Annotated in this window: 15 protein-coding genes and 1 pseudogene; all 16 read right to left on the minus strand. The window is 71.3% G+C overall.

Annotation, left to right across the window (positions count from 1 at the left end):
• Nucleotides 1–33 precede the first annotated feature (33 nt).
• Entirely contained in the window at nt 34–843 is an 810-nt protein-coding gene (locus tag OG589_RS36905; RefSeq protein ID WP_405142978.1) for a hypothetical protein, read from the minus strand.
• Nucleotides 844–974: 131 nt separating this feature from the next.
• A complete protein-coding gene (locus OG589_RS36910) occupies nt 975–2,480 on the minus strand; it encodes a serine/threonine-protein kinase (RefSeq protein WP_405142980.1) in 1,506 nt (501 codons plus the stop codon).
• Between the two features lie 122 nt (nt 2,481–2,602).
• The gene (locus OG589_RS36915) at nt 2,603–2,998 is read right to left on the minus strand and encodes an RrF2 family transcriptional regulator (RefSeq protein WP_405142981.1); all 396 of its coding nucleotides are present in this window, start codon (nt 2,996–2,998) and stop codon (nt 2,603–2,605) included.
• Complete coding sequence (locus OG589_RS36920) at nt 2,998–3,855, minus strand: ABC transporter permease (RefSeq protein WP_405142982.1); 858 nt, start codon at nt 3,853–3,855, stop codon at nt 2,998–3,000. The genes OG589_RS36915 and OG589_RS36920 overlap by 1 nt, the downstream gene beginning before the upstream one ends.
• A 9-nt stretch (nt 3,856–3,864) precedes the next feature.
• On the minus strand, nt 3,865–4,701 hold the full coding sequence (locus tag OG589_RS36925; protein ID WP_405142983.1) for an ABC transporter ATP-binding protein: 837 nt from the start codon (nt 4,699–4,701) through the stop codon (nt 3,865–3,867).
• A 76-nt stretch (nt 4,702–4,777) separates the two neighbouring features.
• Nucleotides 4,778–5,839 carry an ABC transporter substrate-binding protein gene (locus OG589_RS36930; RefSeq protein WP_405142984.1) on the minus strand — a complete coding sequence of 354 codons (1,062 nt, stop codon included), beginning with the start codon at nt 5,837–5,839 and terminating at the stop codon, nt 4,778–4,780.
• 177 nt (nt 5,840–6,016) lie between these two features.
• The gene (locus tag OG589_RS36935) at nt 6,017–8,329 is read right to left on the minus strand and encodes a glycosyl hydrolase family 95 catalytic domain-containing protein (protein ID WP_405142986.1); all 2,313 of its coding nucleotides are present in this window, start codon (nt 8,327–8,329) and stop codon (nt 6,017–6,019) included.
• Nucleotides 8,330–8,492: 163 nt separating this feature from the next.
• Nucleotides 8,493–9,668, minus strand: a complete 1,176-nt coding sequence (locus tag OG589_RS36940; protein WP_405142987.1) for a cytochrome P450 — start codon at nt 9,666–9,668, stop codon at nt 8,493–8,495.
• 191 nt (nt 9,669–9,859) lie between these two features.
• Complete coding sequence (locus OG589_RS36945; RefSeq protein ID WP_405142988.1) at nt 9,860–10,828, minus strand: NAD-dependent epimerase/dehydratase family protein; 969 nt, start codon at nt 10,826–10,828, stop codon at nt 9,860–9,862.
• 55 nt (nt 10,829–10,883) lie between these two features.
• Nucleotides 10,884–12,452, minus strand: a complete 1,569-nt coding sequence (locus OG589_RS36950) for an AMP-binding protein (protein WP_405142990.1) — start codon at nt 12,450–12,452, stop codon at nt 10,884–10,886.
• Complete coding sequence (locus OG589_RS36955; protein WP_405142991.1) at nt 12,445–13,737, minus strand: cytochrome P450; 1,293 nt, start codon at nt 13,735–13,737, stop codon at nt 12,445–12,447. The genes OG589_RS36950 and OG589_RS36955 overlap by 8 nt, the downstream gene beginning before the upstream one ends.
• A complete protein-coding gene (locus tag OG589_RS36960; RefSeq protein WP_405142993.1) occupies nt 13,734–14,483 on the minus strand; it encodes a glycosyltransferase in 750 nt (249 codons plus the stop codon). Before OG589_RS36960 ends, OG589_RS36955 begins: the two co-directional genes overlap by 4 nt.
• 11 nt (nt 14,484–14,494) lie before the next feature.
• Nucleotides 14,495–15,454, minus strand: coding sequence for a 3-oxoacyl-ACP synthase III family protein (locus OG589_RS36965; protein ID WP_405142994.1), 960 nt, complete (start codon nt 15,452–15,454; stop codon nt 14,495–14,497).
• A gap of 160 nt (nt 15,455–15,614) precedes the next feature.
• Complete coding sequence (locus tag OG589_RS36970; RefSeq protein WP_405142995.1) at nt 15,615–16,451, minus strand: undecaprenyl-diphosphate phosphatase; 837 nt, start codon at nt 16,449–16,451, stop codon at nt 15,615–15,617.
• A 183-nt stretch (nt 16,452–16,634) separates the two neighbouring features.
• Entirely contained in the window at nt 16,635–17,633 is a 999-nt protein-coding gene (locus tag OG589_RS36975; protein ID WP_405152260.1) for a hypothetical protein, read from the minus strand.
• Nucleotides 17,634–17,717: 84 nt separating this feature from the next.
• Nucleotides 17,718–17,870, minus strand: a pseudogene (locus tag OG589_RS36980) (helix-turn-helix domain-containing protein); the annotation flags it as partial.
• Nucleotides 17,871–17,890 lie beyond the last annotated feature (20 nt).

The raw sequence follows: 17,890 nt of genomic DNA on the forward strand, positions 1-17,890 counted from the left end.
GTGTCCAGGTCAGGTGGTGCCGGCGCGTCCGCGTCAGGTGGTCGGGGGGAGGAGGTCTTCTGGGGTGGAGATCTGGAAGCCCCAGACATCGGTCACGAGCCCGTTGAAGGCGTCCGCGACGGCCAGGGCCGCCGCCCCGGTGTCGAGCAGGGCGTCGTTCCCCGTCAGGACGACCGTGCCGTCGGAGTCCTCGAAGGGACGCACGTCCACCTGGACCACCTCGGTGGCGTACGGCATGACGGCGCGCACGGCCGAAGGGATCTCGCTCGTGTAGGCGACGGACACCAGGATGTCCGCTCCGCCGTACATGCGGAAGTTCTCCTCGTACCGATGGACGACGCCGTCGAGGAGCTCGGACGAACCCGCGTCCTCCCAGGCCTGCTTCAGCGACTCGGCCGGGCGCAGGTGGTCTCGCAGCAGCGAGATCATCTCCTCGTGCGACGGCATCTCCCCGAGGTACGCGATCGGACCCAGGTAACCGTCGTCGGCGGGGTCGCTCATCTCACCCCGCGTCATGGCCCAGCCGCCGAGGCGGTAGGCGATGCCCTCCGCCAGCCGCTTGTCGAGACCGTTCACGGGCAGCGGGCCGTCGGCGACGACCCGATGAGCCCAGAGCTGGTCCTCGTCCGTGATCATAAGCTTGCGGAGCTCCGGCTCCACCAGCTCGACGCCGGCCTTGACCTGGATCCCCGTGAGCACGATGTCGTCGCCGTCGGCGTGCGCTCCGGGATCGGCCAGCCGCAGGACCGCCAGCAGTTCCGTCGTGCTCGTCTTGGCGGCCAGCAGAACGGTGGGTCCCGTGCGCAGATGGCCGAGAAGAAGACGCTTCGAGAGCCAGCTCATGCACATCTCCTCGTGATCGAGATACGACCGACCTTAGTAGGAATTCGTCGAGCGGCGATGCCTTGTGGCCCGTCCGTGGGGGCCCATTTCGCGAAGGTCACCGCCGACAGGCAGCGAACCTATCGCGAAGGTCATCTGGGCGTGGTAAGTCCCGGAGGACGGTAGTACTTGAACACGGCGTCCTTGGTGGGGCCGAGGCGTTCCCACTCGGCCGTGGTGGTGACCCAGTCGATGACGCTGATGCGGTCGCCGGTGACGATCATCCGCTGGATCTCGTGGTAGGGCACCCCCTTGACCGCCCATGAGTGGTAACCGGGCCCGGTCCAGGTGCTCTCCCACTCGGCCACGACGTCGCGCTTCGCGGGCACCTTCTGAAGGCGGATCTTCCGGTACTTCCTTACCGACTGGGAAAGGGAGGTCTCGACCTCGCGCAGCAGGTCGAGCGGGTCCCTCCCGCGAGAGTCGATGACCTCCAGGCCCAGGTAGGCCGTGCCCGTGCGGTCCGACCAGGTGAAGTAGTTCTCCTGGATGCCGAGCCGCCAGCCGCGCGGCACCGCCGCCTTCCAGCCCTGGCCCGCGTCGTGCCACTTCAGCCGCAACCGGCTCGGGGTGGGCGAGGGCGCCGCGACCGGCGTCGCGGGCGGGGCCACGCTCGACGCGGGGGCGTCGAGCGGAGACGCGCCGGCGCGGCCCGCGCTCGCGGTGCCGGTGGGCCGCAGGATGGCCCACCCGCCGATCGCGCCCGCGACGACCACGGCCGCCACCACCCCGGCAAGGAGCTTCGTACGGCTCGCGCTCCGGGTGAGCGCGGGCGAGGGCGTGGGGTCGCCGGGCGACACGATCGCGTCGAGCAGGTGCCGGGCCTCGTCGGCGCTCATCCGCCTGGCGGGATCCTTGGTGAGCAGGCCGGCCAGCACCGGGCGCAGCTCGGCGGGGGCCTTGCTCAGCTCGGCGTCCTGCGTGAGAAGCGAGGCGACCGGGCCCATGGTGCTGTCGAAGGGCGGCCGGCCGACGACCGTGGCGAAGAGCGTCGCGCCGAGCGACCAGAGGTCGGCGGACGGCGCGGCGGGCGCCCCGGCCGCGCGTTCTGGAGCGAGGAAGCCGGGCGATCCGATCGTGCCGCTCCGCTGGGCCAGGGGGTCGCCGAGGGAGGTGGCGATGCCGAAGTCGCTGAGCACCACGCGGCCGTCGTAGCCGATGAGGATGTTGGCCGGTTTCACGTCGCGGTGCACCACTCCGGCGGCGTGCGCGACGGACAGCGCGGTGAGGACCTCGCGCCCGATCGTCGCGGCGCGGGTGACCGAGAGCGGCCCCTCGCTGGCGATCACCCGGTCGAGCGAGCGCGACGGCACGAGTTCCATGATGATCCACGGCCGCCCGTCCTCCTCGGCCACGTCGAAGACGCCGACGATGGTGCGGTGGTTGAGCTTCGCGGCCGTACGGGCCTCGCGGGAGGTCCGCTGGACCATCTGGAGTCGCTGACGGGAGTCGAGCCTGTGCGGGACCAGCACTTCCTTGACCGCCACCGGCCGGTCGAGGAGCGTGTCGTGACCCTCCCAGACCATGCCCATGCCGCCCTGACCGAGCGCTCTCACCAGCCGGTATCGCTTCACCACCAGCTGCCCAGGAGTTCCCATCCGAAAATGCCCCTTCGCGGGCGATAGATAGAGATGTCAGCAGATCGGCAGTCTTCCACAAACGCCGGCTTTGCCGCGCTCCAACCGGAGGGGGCGCGCAAGAGGTATGCGGCCGGCCCGCGTCAGGCGAGAGGGGGAAGGGAACCGCTGGCGATGTGGGCCAGGGTGATCTCGGTCAGCGTCGTGTTCTCGAACGACCGCAGCGCCGACCAGACGTCGGCCAGCGGCCCGGCGACCCCGGGGAACCGCTCACTGTGCGAGGGCACGCCCTCGATCACGAGGATGATGTCGGCCAGGGTGATCTCGGTGGCCGGCCTCGCGAGCCAGTAGCCCCCCTCGGGGCCCCGCTGGCTCTCGATCAGCCCCGCGCGCCGCAGCTGGAGCAGGATGTTGTCCAGGAATCTGCGGGGGATGTCCTGGGAGCTGGCGATCCGCTCCGCGGGCACGGGGCCCGGAGGAGCGGCGGCCAGTTCCGCGGCGGCGCGCAGGGCGTACTGTGTCCTGGCGGAGATCCGCATCAGCCCACGCGCTGGTCGAGCCCCCAGCGGCGCCGGAGAGCGTTGTCGGCCGCGCCGAAGCACATGTCCACGACGATGCCGATGACGAGGATCACGATCATCGTGGCCAGCAGGCCGGGGGCGTCGGAGAGCTCCCTCGCGTTGTCGAGCTGCTCGCCGATCGACGTCTGGTGGGCGATGATCACGAGGAGCTCGCCCGCCATCAGCGACCGCCACGCGAACGCCCACCCCTGCTTGAGCCCCGACAGGAACGAGGGCAGCGAGGCGGGCAGGATGACGTGCCGGTAGAGCGCCAGCCGCCGCAGGCCGAGGATGTGCCCCGCCCTCAGCAGGATCGGCGGGGTGTAGTCCACGCCCGCGATCAGCCCGTTGGCGATGGACGGCGCGGCGCCGAGGACGACCACGAAGAGGATCGCGCTCTCGCTCAGCTTGAACAGCAGGATCGCCAGCGGGAACCACGCGATGGACGGCATGGTCTGCAGCCCGGTGATCAGGGAGCCGAACGCCGCCCGCAGGGGACGCACCCGTGACACGGCCGCGCCGACGACCAGCCCGACCAGCACCGCGACCGCGAACCCCGTGACGGCGCGGCGCATCGTCACGGCCACGGCCTGGTAGAACTCGGCGTCGCCGAGGCGGGTCCAGAGGTCTCCGAAGACGGCGACGGGACCGGGGAAGACGTACTCGGGGCGCCACCCGCTGAGCACCACCAGCTCCCAGATCACCAGGACCAGCACGATGGCCGAGATCATCGGCCAGGCGCGCGACCAGATCCTCGCGGCGACGCCGCGCTGCTCGCGGTGGGACAGCTCCAGCGCGTCCAGACCAGCGATCTGCTGTGAAATATCAACGCTCATTGTCAACCATCACTTCTCAGCGCCGGCGCCGACGGGCTGCTGCTGCTGCGCCGGACGGGCGTGACGCAGCACCTCCTGGCGGAGCCTGTCGGTGATGCTCGCGGCCAGCTCGGCCACCTCGCTGGAGTCGGTGCGGCGGGGGCGCGGCAGCGTGACGGGGAACTCCTCGATCACCGTGCCGGGCCTGCTGCTCAGCAGCACCACCCGGTCGCCCAGGCGTACGGCCTCGCGCACGTTGTGGGTCACGAACAGGACGGACAGCTCGCGCTCCCGCCAAATGCGCTCCAGCTCGTCATGGAGCAGGTCGCGGGTCATCGCGTCCAGCGCGCCGAACGGCTCGTCCATGAGCAGCACGTCGGCGTCCTGGGCCAGAGCCCTGGCGAGCGCTACGCGCTGGCGCATGCCGCCGGACAGCTCGTGCGGGCGCTTGGCGCCGAAGCCGCCCAGGTGGACGATCTCCAGCAGCTCCTCCGCCCGGGCGCGGCGTTCCTTCTTCGTCGTGCTCCTGGCCGAGCTCTTCACCCGGAGGGCCAGCTCGATGTTGGCCGAGACCGTGAGCCAGGGGAACAGGGCGGGCTCCTGGAACATCATCGCGATGCGCCCGCCCCTGGTGTCGATCTCGCCCGCTGTGGGCCGGTCGAGCCCGGCGACCAGGTTGAGCATCGTGCTCTTGCCGCAGCCCGAGGCTCCGAGCAGGCAGACGAACTCGCCCTTGTCCACCGACAGCGTCACCCGGTCGAGGGCGAGGAGCTCCCGGCCGTACACCTTGGAAACCGCGTCCAGCCGGACCGCGGGCTCATGCCCGTCGGCCCGGCTGGGGCGCAGCTCCTGAATCGGAGCTGTCACTTCGACTCCTCACCCAGCGGCTCGCCGGCCCGTGACCGGGAGCGCCGCGTCGACTCTTCTGGGGTGTGGTGCTTGCTCACTTGTCGGACACCGCCTGCTGGCCCTTGGCGGCCAGCACCTCGTTGAGGATCGTGAGGTCGTAGATGCCGTTCAGGTCCACCGGGTCGAGCAGGCCGACCTGCTGGGCGTGCTCGGCGCTGGTCACCAGGGAGGAGGCGATCGGGTCGTTGGTGAAGGTGATGTTCTTGAACGCGCTGTCCAGCACCTCGGTCTTGAGGGGCTTGCCGGACAGGTCCTTCAGCTCCGCGTTGATCGCTTCCTTGGCGCCGGCCGGGTCGGACTGGATGTAGGCGTTGGACTCGACGTGCGCCTCGATCAGCTTCTTCACCAGGTCGGGGTGTTCCTTGAGGAACTGCTGCCTGACGATGAGGTGCGTGATCACGAACTGCTTGTTCGGCCAGAGGTCGGCCTCGGTGACGAGGATCTTGCCGCCGCTCTCCTGGATCAGGCGGCTCGCGAAGGGCTCGGGCACCCACGCGCCGTCGATGTCGCCGGTGGCGAAGGTCTGCAGGGTCTGCGAGTTGTCCTGGGGGACGATCGAGACGTCCCCGCCGCCCTTGGTGTCGGTCTTGAGGCCCTTGTCCTTGAGCCAGAAGCGCAGCGCGACGTCCTGCGTGTTGCCGAGCTGCGGCGTCGCGATCTTCTTGCCCTTGAGGTCGGCGGCGCTGTTGATGGTCGGCTTGACGATGAGGTAGACGCCGCCCGACGCCGACCCGGCGACGATCTTGATCGCCTGGCCCTTGGACTTCGACCAGGCGTTGATCGCCGGGTTCGGCCCGATGTACGTCGCGTCGATCGCGTCGGAGAAGATCGCCTCGGTCGCGGCGGGGCCCGCGTTGAAGGTGGCGGTCTTCAGCGTCACGTTGCTGCCGAGCGCCTTCGCGAAGAACCCCTTCTTGACCCCGACCAGCGCCGTGGAGTGCGTGATGTTGGGGAAGAAGCCGAGGCGGACCTCGGTCTTGGCCGCGTCGCCGCCGCCGGAGGCGGATGTGCCGCCTCCGCCGCAGGCCGCCGCGAGGGCGGTCACGGCGACCGCGGCCAGTGCTGCCGCCATCCCCCGGAGCCTGCGAACCCTCATGGACTACTCCTTAATTCCTACTTAATAAGTCGGTTAGGTGTATAAGACGATATGGCGCTCTCCCTGTCAAGCCGTGGTGACGATGTGGGCACGCGTTGTTACCGGTTCGTGTCCCGTGGTACGACGCCCCCGCCATTCCTTATGCGGATATATGGCGTTATGTCTGTTTTGGCAGCGTCAGCCGACCGTGATCCGGTACGCGTGGCCGGTGCTCGCCTGGAACATGGCCGTGTCGCCGTCCACGGCGCAGGGCACGTGGGTGCGGCAGCCGCTCAGGAACGCGGGGTTGCGCAGCCGTACCTCGCCGTCGGTGCCGGAGACGACGCGCACCTCGACGACCTCGCCCTCCTGCCAGGTGGCGCCGACCGTGTGGCCGCCCCGGGCGCGCAGGCCGTCGAAGGAGCCGTACGGCCACGCGGACGGCAGCGCGGGGAGCACGTCGATCACGCCCGCGTGGCTCTGCAGGAGCATCTCGGCGATCCCCGCCGTGGTCCCGAGGTTGCCGTCGATCTGGAACGGGGGATGCGTGCTCCACAGGTTGGGCAGGGTGCCGTGCCTGAGCTGCTCGCCGAGCAGGTGGTGCGCCCGGTCGCCGTCGAGCAGGCGGGCCCAGAGATTGATCTTCCAGGCCCTGCTCCAGCCGGGCCCGCCGTCGCCGCGATGGTCGAGCGTGACCCGCGCGGCCTCGCCGTACTCGGTGCACGGACGGATGCGGCGGCCGGGGTGGAGCGCGAAGAGATGGGAGACGTGCCGGTGCGTGTCGTCCGGGTCGTCCCAGTCCTCCCGCCACTCCTGGAGCTGCCCGAACGATCCGATCCGCAGGCCCTCGTCCAGCTCGCCGAGCGCCTTGAGCACCCGGTAGCCCGGGTCGACGCCGAGGTAGTCCGCGGCCTCGACGGTGTTCGCCAGCAGGTCCCACACGATCTGCTGCGACACCGCGGCGCCGGCCGAGAACGGCCCGTGCTCGGGCGAGTGGCTGGGGGAGACGACGAGCCCGCGCTCCTCGGTCAGGTAGTCGACCCAGAAGCCGGCCGTCTCACTGAGCAGGGGATACGCGTGGTCGCGCAGGTAGCGGACGTCACCGCTGAACAGGTAGCGCTCGTAGACGTGCTGGGCGAGCCAGGCGCTCGCTTCGGGGAACCAGAAGGACGTCGGCCAGTCGTGCACCCCGGTGAACCCGAACGGGTTGGTGTTCTGGTGGACCACCCAGCCGGACGCGCCGAACATGGTCCTGGCGGTGATCCCGCCTGGAGCGCGCAGCCCGTCGACGAAGCGCAGTAGCGGCGGTACGCACTCGCCCAGCGCGGTGACCTCGGCCGGCCAGTAGTTCATCTGGAGGTTGATGTTGGTGTGCCAGTCGCCGTCCCACGGGGGCGTGGTGCTGTCGTTCCACAGACCCTGGAGGTTGGCCGGCAGCGGCGAATCCGACCGTGACGAGGCGATCAGCAGGTAGCGGCCGTAGGCGAACAGCAGCGTTTCGAGCGCCCGGTCACGGGGGCCGCCGTCGCCGTACGCCGCGATCGCCTGGTCCGTCGGCACGGTCTCCTGCGTCGCGGTCGTGAAATATCCGCCTATGTCGAGTTGGACGCGGTCGAAGAGGTCCCGGTGGTCGGCGACATGCTCGGCACGCAGCTCGGCGTAGCTCCGGGCGCACGCGAGGTCGACGCGCGAGGTGACCATCATGTGCGGATCGTCTCCGCGATAGCCCGGGTGGGCGGCGGCGTAGTCGGTGCCCGCGGAGAACACCACGGTCACGGAGTCGGCGCCGCGCACCGCGACCGCCCCGCCCTCGTCCGTGCGGTCGCCGCCCTCGGCCAGCACCCGGACCTGGCCCTCGAAACGGAGCCCGTTGTCTTCGAGCGCCCCCCTGAGCGTCAGGCGGCCTTCCTGCGCGCGCACCGGCGGGCAGACCGGGGCGGCGGCGGCCGGCCGCACCGTGAGGGACACCTGGCCGGGACGGTCGGCGGTGAGCCGTATGACGACCACCTGGGCCGGGTGGCTCGCGAAGTACTCGCGCGTGAAGCGGACCCCGCCCGCCGTGTAGCGCACCGACGCGATGGCCGTCGAGAGGTCGAGCTCACGGCGGTAGCCGGAGACGTCGGCCACCGTCCCAATGTCGAGGAGGAGGTCGCCGAAGGGCTGGTAGGCACCGAAACCGGGGATGCGGCCGTCCATGCCGGCGAGGTTCCCGAGCACCTGGGCCGCCTCGCGGGGGTCCATCCGGCCGTCCTCGGCGATCCGCCGCCTGACCTCGTCCAGAGCGCCCGGGCGGGGGGAGGGCCAGTCGCCGAAGCCGTACCCGTGCTCGGCGTCCTTGGAGCCGGGCCCGCCGGTCCACAGCGTGCTCTCATTGAGGGCGACGCGCTCGGTTCCGAGGCGTCCGAAGACCATCGCGCCGAGCCTGCCGTTGCCGATCGGCAGTGCCAGCCGTTCCCACGCGTCGTGCTCATCCGACTCGTCCGCGGGACGGTCGTACCACAGGGTCAGCATTTCTCCCCGATCAGCATGATGATCAAACTAAATCTTAACGGGGCGAATCAGAATTAGTTACAAGACGCGTTAAGTGTGGATTGTCCAACTTTGGGCGGGCAGGACGGCGGAACCGCGACACGGGGAGTGTCTCGCGGTTCCGCGGTCGTGCGGGCCGGTCAGGTCACCAGGTGACGGGAAGCTCGACGAAGCCGCCGGTCAGACGGCCGGTGCGGGTGCGCAGCCGGTGGAGGGGCTCGGCCAGCTCCAGCGTCGGGAACCTCTGGAGCAGCCTGCCGAACACCACCCGGAGCTCGACCCGCGCGAGGTTCGCCCCGATGCAGTGATGCTGGGCGTACCCGAACGCGACATGAGGATCGCCGGCCTCGCGGCCGATGTCGAACACGTCCGGCTCGGCGAAGACGCTCTCGTCGCGGTTCGCCGCCGAGGTCAGGATCAGCACCGCCTCGCCGGCGCGGATCGTCACGTCTCCGGCCTCGATGTCCGCCTTGGCGTACCGCACGAGCCCGTGGTCGGACGGCGCGGCCATGCGCAGGACCTCCTCCACCACGGCGGGCGCGAGGGAGGGGTCGGCGGCCAGCGCGTCGCGCTGGGCCAGGTCGCTGAGCAGGAACACGACGCCGTAGTCGATGCGGTTGACCGTGGTCTCGTGCCCGGCGAACAGCAGGCCGGCTCCGAGGTCCGAGATCTCCTTGTCGTCGGCGTCCATGTTCGCCAGGTCGGACAGGACGTCCTCGGCCGGGTGCCTGCGCTTCTCCATCACCAGCCCGTGGATGTAGTCGCTGAGCTCGTCCATCGCCATGGTGGCCGCCGCCCGGTCGGTCATGTTGGTCATGCCGTCCGCCAGCGCGCGGAACCGGTCGCGGTCCTCGTACGGCACGCCGAGCAGCTCGCAGATGACGAGCACGGGAAGCGGGAAGGAGAAGTGCTCGTGCAGGTCGACCGGCGGCGCCTTGGCGGCCATGCGGTCGAGGAGGTCGTCCACCAGGTCCTGCACGTGGTCGGACAGGGCCTTCATCCGCCGGGCGGAGAACGCGGGGGCGAGGAGCTTGCGCATCCTCTCGTGCTCCTGCTTCTCGGTCGCGTAGTCACCTCTCGGACCGCCGAGGATCACCGAGCTGGAGATCTGCGGCGCCGAGTCGGGATCGGGGTGGGAGCGGCCGAGCCGGTCGTCGGCGAGCATCCGGCGTACGTCTTCGTAACCCGTGACGAGCCAGGCCTCGTCGCCCGCCTGGGTGCGCACCCGGCTGATCGGCGACTGTTCGCGCAGCTCGCGGTATGTCGTTGGCACGTCCAGCTGGTCGCGTCGCGGGAACGGCAGCTGGGGGAGATCGGACACGATGGGCGCCCCTCTCGTCGGTTCGCATCCCCACTCGCCCCCTTTGCGAATGGGGTCATCTCGACCGTCGCACTAGAGGGTCGTTCTCGCAATGCCGATTGTCAAGAATTGTCATGACGCGCAGTGAGGCGAAGTGAAGAGCTTTACCCGCTTTTATGTGATTTAAGGGTATTTATGCTGGTCACCGGAGGTCACCAGTCCGCCGCGCCCGCGAAGGACGTCGGGGACGGACGGTAGCCGAGCCGCTCCCGCGCGGCCGTGATGTCCAGCGTGCGCTCCACGGCCAGATGGCCCACCGCGTACCGGGTCAGACGGGGCGGTTCGCGGCGTCTCAGCAGGCGGAACGCGGTCTCCACGACGGCCGCAGGGGGCGTCACCAGGGCGGCGGGGAGATAGGCCGGCCGTGCGTCGACCCCCCTCTCCCTGAGGATCCAGCGGAGCGCGTCGTCGAGGACGAGCGGCTCGGCGTCGGCGACGTTGAAGACACCCGTGGCGACCGGGCCCTCGGCGGCCAGCAGGCAGGCCTGCGCGAGATTGCTCACGGAGGTCAGGCTGATTCGCTGACGACCGTCGCCGACCGCCCACAGGCGCCGTCCGCGCACCGCGCCGAGCACCCGGGGAAGCAGCGTCGTGTCACCCCTGCCGTACACGGCGTGCGGCCTGAGTATCACCGCCGTGTCGCGCACCACGTGCTCGGCCAGCGCCTTGGACGTCCCGTAGGCGTTGACGTACCGCCTGGCCGGGCACTGGTCCTCGCGTGCCATCACGGTCGGCCGGAACGGGTCGTACACGCTCGCGGTGCTGACGTGCACGAACCGGGCACCGGGGAAGGCCCGCCGGACCTGCGTCGTACCGCCCAGGTTGACCTCGATGATCTTGCGCTTGGGTCCCCAGTCGGTCACGCTGCCCGCGCAGTGGATCACCGCGTCCACCTCGGGCAGGTCGCCGGGCACCGGCCCGGTGATGTCCCACGAACGGTAGGACACGGCACGCCGGCCGTCAGTACCCACGAGGCCGTCAGTGCCGTCAGGCGCGACAGGGGTGAAGAGGCCGGTTCCCGGGCGGCGGCCGAAGGCGTGCACCTGCCAGCCCCGCGCCGCCGCGGCCCGGCACACCACGCCCCCGACGAACCCGGACGCGCCCGTCACCGCCACCCTCATCGCGAAGCCCTCAATCGCGAAGCCCTGATGGCGAAGACACGCGTCACGAAGACACTCATCGCGACGTCCCCATCGCGGCGAGGGTGGCGCGGAGCCGCGCGCGGTCGAGCTTGTCCGTACGGCCGCCGCGCGGGAACGTCTCGACGACCTCGATCCGGTCGGGAAGCGCGCCCACGTCCACGATCCGCGGAAGGCTTCTGCGCAGCCGTGCCAGATCGAAGCCCTGGTCGGCGAGCACGGCCAGCACGACCTCCTCGTCGCCGGTCTCCGCGTCGGGGATGCCGATGACGGCGGCCTCGGCCACGCCGGGCAGCGCCGCCACCGCAGGCTCGTACAGCCCGGGGTAGATGTTGACCCCGTCCCGAAGGATCATGTCCTTCTTGCGGCCCAGCAGGACCAGGCGGCCGTGCTCGTCCAGGCGGGCGAGGTCTCCCGTGGCGACCTCCGCCAGCGGCGGCTCGCCGAGGTACCCCCGGGCGAGCTGGGGCCCCGAGACGAACAGCTCGCCGTCGTCGCCGATGCGGACGGTCACGCCGGGCAGCGGTGCGCCCAGCAGGTCCCCTTCCTGGACGGCCAGCTTCTCCTCCGCCGAGGCGAGGGCGATCGGCAGGGCCTCGGTCATCGCGTACACGGACCAGATCTCGGCCCGGGGCGCGGCGGCGCGTGCCCGTCGCAGGACGGCGGGTGGGGAGGGGGCCGTACCCAGGAGGAGACATCGCAGCGTGTCCGGGAGCGTGGGCGTCTCACGGAGGATCGTGTCCAGTCTTACGGGCAAGCAGAAGGCGTGGGTGGCCTCGCGCGCGGCCAGCTCCTCGGCGAACGGGCGGGATCCGGGCAGTGACCAGGTGGCGCCCGCCATCAGGGCCGGGAGGCCCAGCATGAGCTGGTCGGTGTGGACGACGTCGCCTGGAGACAACGGGATCGCCCCGCGGAGCAGGGCCGAGCCTTCGGCCAGCGATCCACGGGTGTGGACGACCCCGCGCGGCCGTCCGGTCGTTCCCGAGGTGAACGCGACCACGGCCGGCTGGGCCGTCGTCGCGCCTTCCCCGGCCTTCCCTGTGACCGGCGGACGCCCGCGGGCCTTCCCGGCGGGTCCGGCGAGAGGCGTCCCCTGGTCCGGCGGCGCCGGGGTCCGCCCAGGTCGCAGGGTGCGCAGCCGTACGGCTCCTCGGGGGACGCCCGGCAGCCAGGGACCCGCGTACAGGTGGCGCACCGGACGGCCGGGCAGGGGATCGCGCAGGTGCGGGAGGACCAGGCCGCGACGCCGGGCCACCGCGCGCAGCGGCCCGCTCAGGGCGTAGACCAGCGAGTCGGCGACCACCCAGGCGGGCTCCGTCGCAGCGATCCGGGCGGCGGCGACGTCGGGCGCGAGGCCGGGATCGGCGAGGACGAGCATCCCTCCGGCGGCGACGGCCCCGAGGGCCAGCGTGACGGCGTCGGGGCCGGGCCGTACCGCGAAGAGCACTCCGCCGCCCGGCCGCAGGCCCGTCATGGCTCCCGCGACGGCCTCGACGCGGCGGCGCAGCTCCCCGTACGTCAGCTCCCGGCCGCGCCCGTCGATGACCGCGACGCGTTGCGGCTCGCGCTCGGCGGCGTCCAGGACCCCGGTGACGACGTCACTCATCCGCTTCCGAACCCTTCCGCGCCTTTGATCCCTCTCCGGCCCGGGTCGGATCGCGCCGTGCTCCGGAAGTTATCCACAGGTGTGCATAAGTGGGGATGAGAACTCCTCGGGCCGCGCTGCGCCGTACGACGCGGACGTCATGGGACAGCACGACCCCGGCCACGGCGCGGATCTCGGCCAGCGCCAACGGGTACCCGATGCAGAAGTGCGGCCCGGCGCCGAACCACAGCCGCCGCAGCTCGGGAGGGTGCTTCGCGGAAAGGTCGAAGGGGCCGTACGCACGGGCGCAGTTGTGCGTCGCGATCACGATGCGGTCGCCCGGACGCACGGCCACCCCGCCGACGCGCGCCGGGGCGGCCACTGAGCGCAGCATCACCGGGGTAGGGGTGGTGACCCGCATGGCCTCCTCGATCGCCCGGTCCAGCTCGCCGGGGCCCTCGACCCGCGACCCGGTGTCGTGCAGCAGCGCGACGCCGGGGCCCTCGACCCGCGACCCGGTGTCGTGCAGCAGCGCGACGCCGGGGCCCTCGACCCGCGACCCGGTGTCGTGCAGCAGCGCGACCAGCCTCGGGACGAACGTGGCCACCGTCTCGGTGCCGGTCAGGAAGAACGCCCCCGCGGCCCCGCGCGCCTCGGCGGCGGACAGCCCGAGCGCCCGCATGCGGCCCATGACCGTGGACTCGTCACCTCTCTCGTACGCCGCCACGGCGATGTCGCCGATCCGGTCGAGGACCTGGCGGGCGGCCGCGATCTGCCGCTCGGAGAGCCGGCGGGAGCGCAGCGACACCATGGACACGATGCGCTCGCCGTCGGCGAACAGGGACCTGGCGTCTTCGGGGGCCACCTCGCCCATGCCGATCAACCGGCAGATCACCGCGCCCGCCATCAGCCGCATCTCGTCCACGAGGTCGACCGTCTCGCCGCGCGCCAGCCGTGCCGAGAGGCCGGCCAGCGGGGCCTCCAGCACGCCGGACACCAGCGAGGCGACCTGTGCCGGGGTGAACAGGGGCGCCAGCTTGCGCCGCAGCGCTGCGTGGGCCTCGCCTTCCATGTTGAGCAGCACGGACGGCCCGAGCACGGGGGTCCAGAGGTCGCCGGGCGAGCCGGGGCCGTCCTTGCGGAAGCGCTCGTCCATGAGCACCTCGCGGGCGGTGGCGGCGTCGTTGACCACCACTCCGACGCCGGGCACCCGTACGACCGGGCCGAGCCGGGCGAGCAGCCGCATCAGCGGGTACACGACCGGATGGGCGGCCAGGTAGAGCCGGGTCTCGTGGTGCGCGGTCATCGGACGTCGACGACGTCGGGACGGTAGTGATGGTCGGCGTACCAGGCCAGCGTGCCCGCCAGCCCGTACGCGCGCAGCCGCCGCACCGAGCCGTAGACGACCACGTCCCGGCGCGAGCCGTACGCCGGGGTCAGCTTGCGCACCCGGTTGACCAGGGCGCGGTCCTCGTGGACCTCCTCGATCGCCGTGCGCGGGAACCCGCCCGCCCGCTCGTACAGCGCGGAGGTGATCCCGACGGTGGCGCCGGGCATCATGACGTACGGCCCGAGGTAGGCGGGGTCGCGGTTGCCCGGCCTGAAGCGCCCGAACGCCGCCGCGACGCCGACGACGAACGGGATGAGCCGGCGCTCCCACATCTTGAGCCGGAACTCGTCCGTACGCGGGCGGAGCCGGCCGCCGACCATCTCAAGGCCGTCGCCGAAGCCCCGCTTCATTCCCCGCACCCAGTCGCGGCGCGGCACGCAGTCGGCGTCCGTCCTGGCGAGGTGGGTGGCCCCGCGGGCGATGGCATGCCGCATCCCGGTGTCGGAGGCGGCGCCCGTGCCCTTGCGCGCCTCCTGGACGACCTCGATCTTCATGGGCGACGACGTCGCGTAGGCCCGCACGACGTCGGCGGTGCCGTCCGTGCTCATGTTGTCGACGACCACCAGCGTGAAGCCGGGGTCGTCCTGCGCGTCCAGGGCGCGCAGCGTCGCCTCGATGCCCCTGGCCTCGTTGTAGGCGGGGACGATCACCCACAGGTCCATGCCGGCGCCCGTCACAGGTCCGCGAACAGCACGCCGAGGCTGATGCCGCCGCCCAGGCCGAGCAGGGCGACCCGGTCGCCGGGCCCGGCGCCTCCGGCGACCAGTTGGAGGGGAAGGGTCGCCGAGGCGCAGTTCCCGTGCTCGGGCAGCGTCACGACCAGGCGGTCCTCGGGGATGCCGAGGATCCGCGTCAGCGCCTCAAGGTAGGGCAGGGCCACCTGGTGCACGGCCACGAGCGCGAAGTCGTCCCAGGTCAGGCGGGTGCGCTTGAGGGCGTCCAGGAAGATGTCTGGACCGATCAGCTCGAAGGCCTCCCTCAGCCGCCGCCCGTCGCCGCGGAAGTAGGAGTACTCGGGGTCGCGCGGGTGGGCGGAGCCGCCGCCGGGGAGGGTGCCGATCGCCCATGCCGTGGAATCCGCCGAGAAGTCGCGATAGAAGATGCCACGTTCCAGGTCGGCGGTGACCAGCACCGCGGCCCCCGCGTCCGAGAGCGTGTAGCCCGCGAAGGCGTCCACGAACTGCGCGCGGTCGGCCACCCGCCAGCGGACGGCGCGGGACGGCACCTCGCCCGTGCAGACCAGCACCTTTCGGTGGCCGCCGGTGCGCACGAGCGCCTCGGCGACCTGGATGCCGTTGAGCAGGCTGTTGCAGGCGTTCTTGACGTCGAACACCGGGCACGACACGCCCAGCTTCGCGGCGACGATGTGCGCGGTCGCGGGCTCGACCATGTCCTGCGACGCGGACGCGAAGATGAGCAGGTCGGCGTCGCCGTGGTCCAGTTTCCGCGCGGCCGCCACCGCGAGGTCGGAGGCCTGCTGGTCGTCCGCCGCGACGTGTCGTCGCGCGATGCCCGTCATGCGCTCGATGACGCCGTGGTAGGGGACGTAGCCCTCGATCCGCGCCTCCACCTCGCCACTGGTCAGAGTGCGTTCGGGCAGGTACGTCGCGACGCCCGAGATACGGGCCTTCATCGCGCCCCTCCGTTTATGTATAAGAATCTCCCCCGCAGTCGGCAATATAGCGAAATTTGTTTTAGCCACTCCTCGAATTCCAGGCGGGGCCGCTTGCCGCCGCCGTGGGCGCATGCTTCAGTTCTCGACTTTGCCGGGGCGCCGGGCGCGGCGGAGGATGCTAGCTCGCCGGGATGAGGTCGAGGCTCACGGCGAGGATCACGAAGGCGCCGAGGATCACCCGGTAGACGATGAACGGTGTGAAGCGGTGCGTGCTGATGTACCGCAGGAACCAGGCGATGGCCGCGTACCCGACGGCGAACGACACGATCGTGGCGAGGATCGTCGGCCCCCAGTCGGGCGCCTGGCCGTCGCCGATCTTGAACAGCTCCAGCACGCCCGACATCAGCACGGCCGGGATGGCCAGCAGGAAGGAGTACTCCGCGGCCTCCTCGCGCCGGTAGCCGAGCAGGAGGCCGGCGCCGGTCGTACCGCCGGACCGGGAGACGCCGGGGATGAGGGCCAGCGCCTGGGCCAGGCCGTACGTCAGGGCGTGCGGCAGGTTGAGGTTCTTGTCCAGGGTCAGCTCGTTGCGGGCCATGCGGTCGGCGAGGGCGAGCAGCAGGCCGAAGACGATCAGGCAGGCGCCGATCAGGCGCAGGTCGCGCACGGTCGTCTCGATCTGGTCCTTGAACGCGAGGCCGAGCACGCCGATGGGGATGCTGCCCGCGATGACGTACCACCCCATGCGCGCGGCCGGCTCCTGCCGCAGGCCGGGGGTCCACAGCGAGCGCGTCCAGGTGGAGACGATGTCCCAGATGCGCTTGCGGAAGTAGATCAGGACGGCGGTCTCGGTGCCTAGCTGGATGACGGCGGTGAAGGCGGCGCCCGGGTCCCTCCAGCCGAAGAAGGCGGAGACCACTCTGATGTGCGCGCTGGAGGAGATGGGCAGGAACTCCGTCAGCCCTTGCACCAGACCGAGCACGAACGCCTCGAACCAGCCGATCAATGAACGCACCTTCCGGGGGAGAGCCGCGTGGGCGCGGTGCGACCAGGCCGCGCGGCCGCGTTGGCGGGGACCAGGCGAGGCTAGCCGAAATCGGGCATCACGGTACTCGGCCGAACGGCCGATCCGTCATCAGAGGCACATGGGGGCGATCCCCGCATCGGACGGGAAGGGCTGATGCCCGCGGCGGAGGGCTCAGGCGGGGGTCAGGGAGCCGGTCAGCTCACGGGCCAGCTCGTGCATGCCGCACTGGCGGACGCCGTCGATCATCATGCGGAGGTCTCTGGTGACCCGGGTGGAGTGCACGCCCTCGGCCAGCATGACCGCGCGCCGCGCCTGCTCGGTGCCGGTGTCGCGGTCGCCTTCGCGGATGCGGAGCACCGCGAGGCGGGTGAGGCAGCGCAGCCCGGTGCGCGTGCGGCTCTCGCCGAGCCTGTCGAGGGCTGAGGCCAGCCGCTCGCGCGCGCGCTCGTCGTCGCCGAGCTGGAACAGCGCCAGCCCCAGCGCGCTGTCGTGGTGGCCGGGGGAGACCGTGATGTGGCGTGCCCAGTCGGGTGCCACCGCCGGCTCCTCGCGGGCCAGTGCCTCCTCGGCCAGGCCGATGTGCCGCAGCCCGCCCGGCCGGTCGCCCGCCGCGGCGCAGTGGCGGGCGGCCACGGCGTGGACGTTGGCGCGCTCGGCGCTGGAGATGCGCTCGTCCCCGAGCGCGAGGCGGAGGATCTCGACGCCGTCGCGCGGCCTGCCCATGTCGGCGAAGGCGACGGACAGATCGAGCATGGTGTGCGCCCGCAGGTCGCGGTCGGCGCCGCGCGCCGCCGAGTCGAGCGCGAAGGTGAGGAGCCTCGCCGCCCGCTCCATCTGGCCCTGGTCGTACGTCGCCCATCCCACGCGGTCGGCGAGCAGCCCGATGGCCGAACAGAGCCGCTCGCGCGTGGGCTCGGACATGGGGCGGTCTTGTAACTTCACCGCCCACTCGAGGGATCCGCGGGCCATCGCGATCGCCGCGGTGCCCCCGCGGGCGAGGTCCATGCGCATGTAGAGGTCGGCGGCGGCCTCGACGGCCTGCACCTCGGGTAACCCCACCTGGGCCGGAGCCTCGGTGCCAAGGCCTTCGAGCAGACGGGTCAAGGGCTCACCCGTGGCGACCCCCACGGACGCCGCCGCGATGACTGAGAGTAGGCCTCGCCGCTTCATGTCATCGACGGTACCCACTTCGGGGGGGCGGGCATCGGGCATTCCCGTTGCGGCAAAAGGAACAGTGACCGTGCCTAAGGCGATCTCGTAATGCCGTATTAACGTGGGGGTGACCTCGCGGTCACCCCGCTCGACCCGGCTGAGGTGACCTGCGGAAACCCCCGATATCAGCGCGAGCTGCCCCAAGCTGAGGCCCGCACGCTGGCGGGCGGCGCGCAGATCCTCGCCGATGGTCATGGTCACTCCACGTGTTGCGG

The organism is Sphaerisporangium sp. NBC_01403, from assembly GCF_045040145.1.
In the GTDB taxonomy this organism is placed as follows: Bacteria; Actinomycetota; Actinomycetes; order Streptosporangiales; family Streptosporangiaceae; genus Sphaerisporangium; species Sphaerisporangium viridialbum.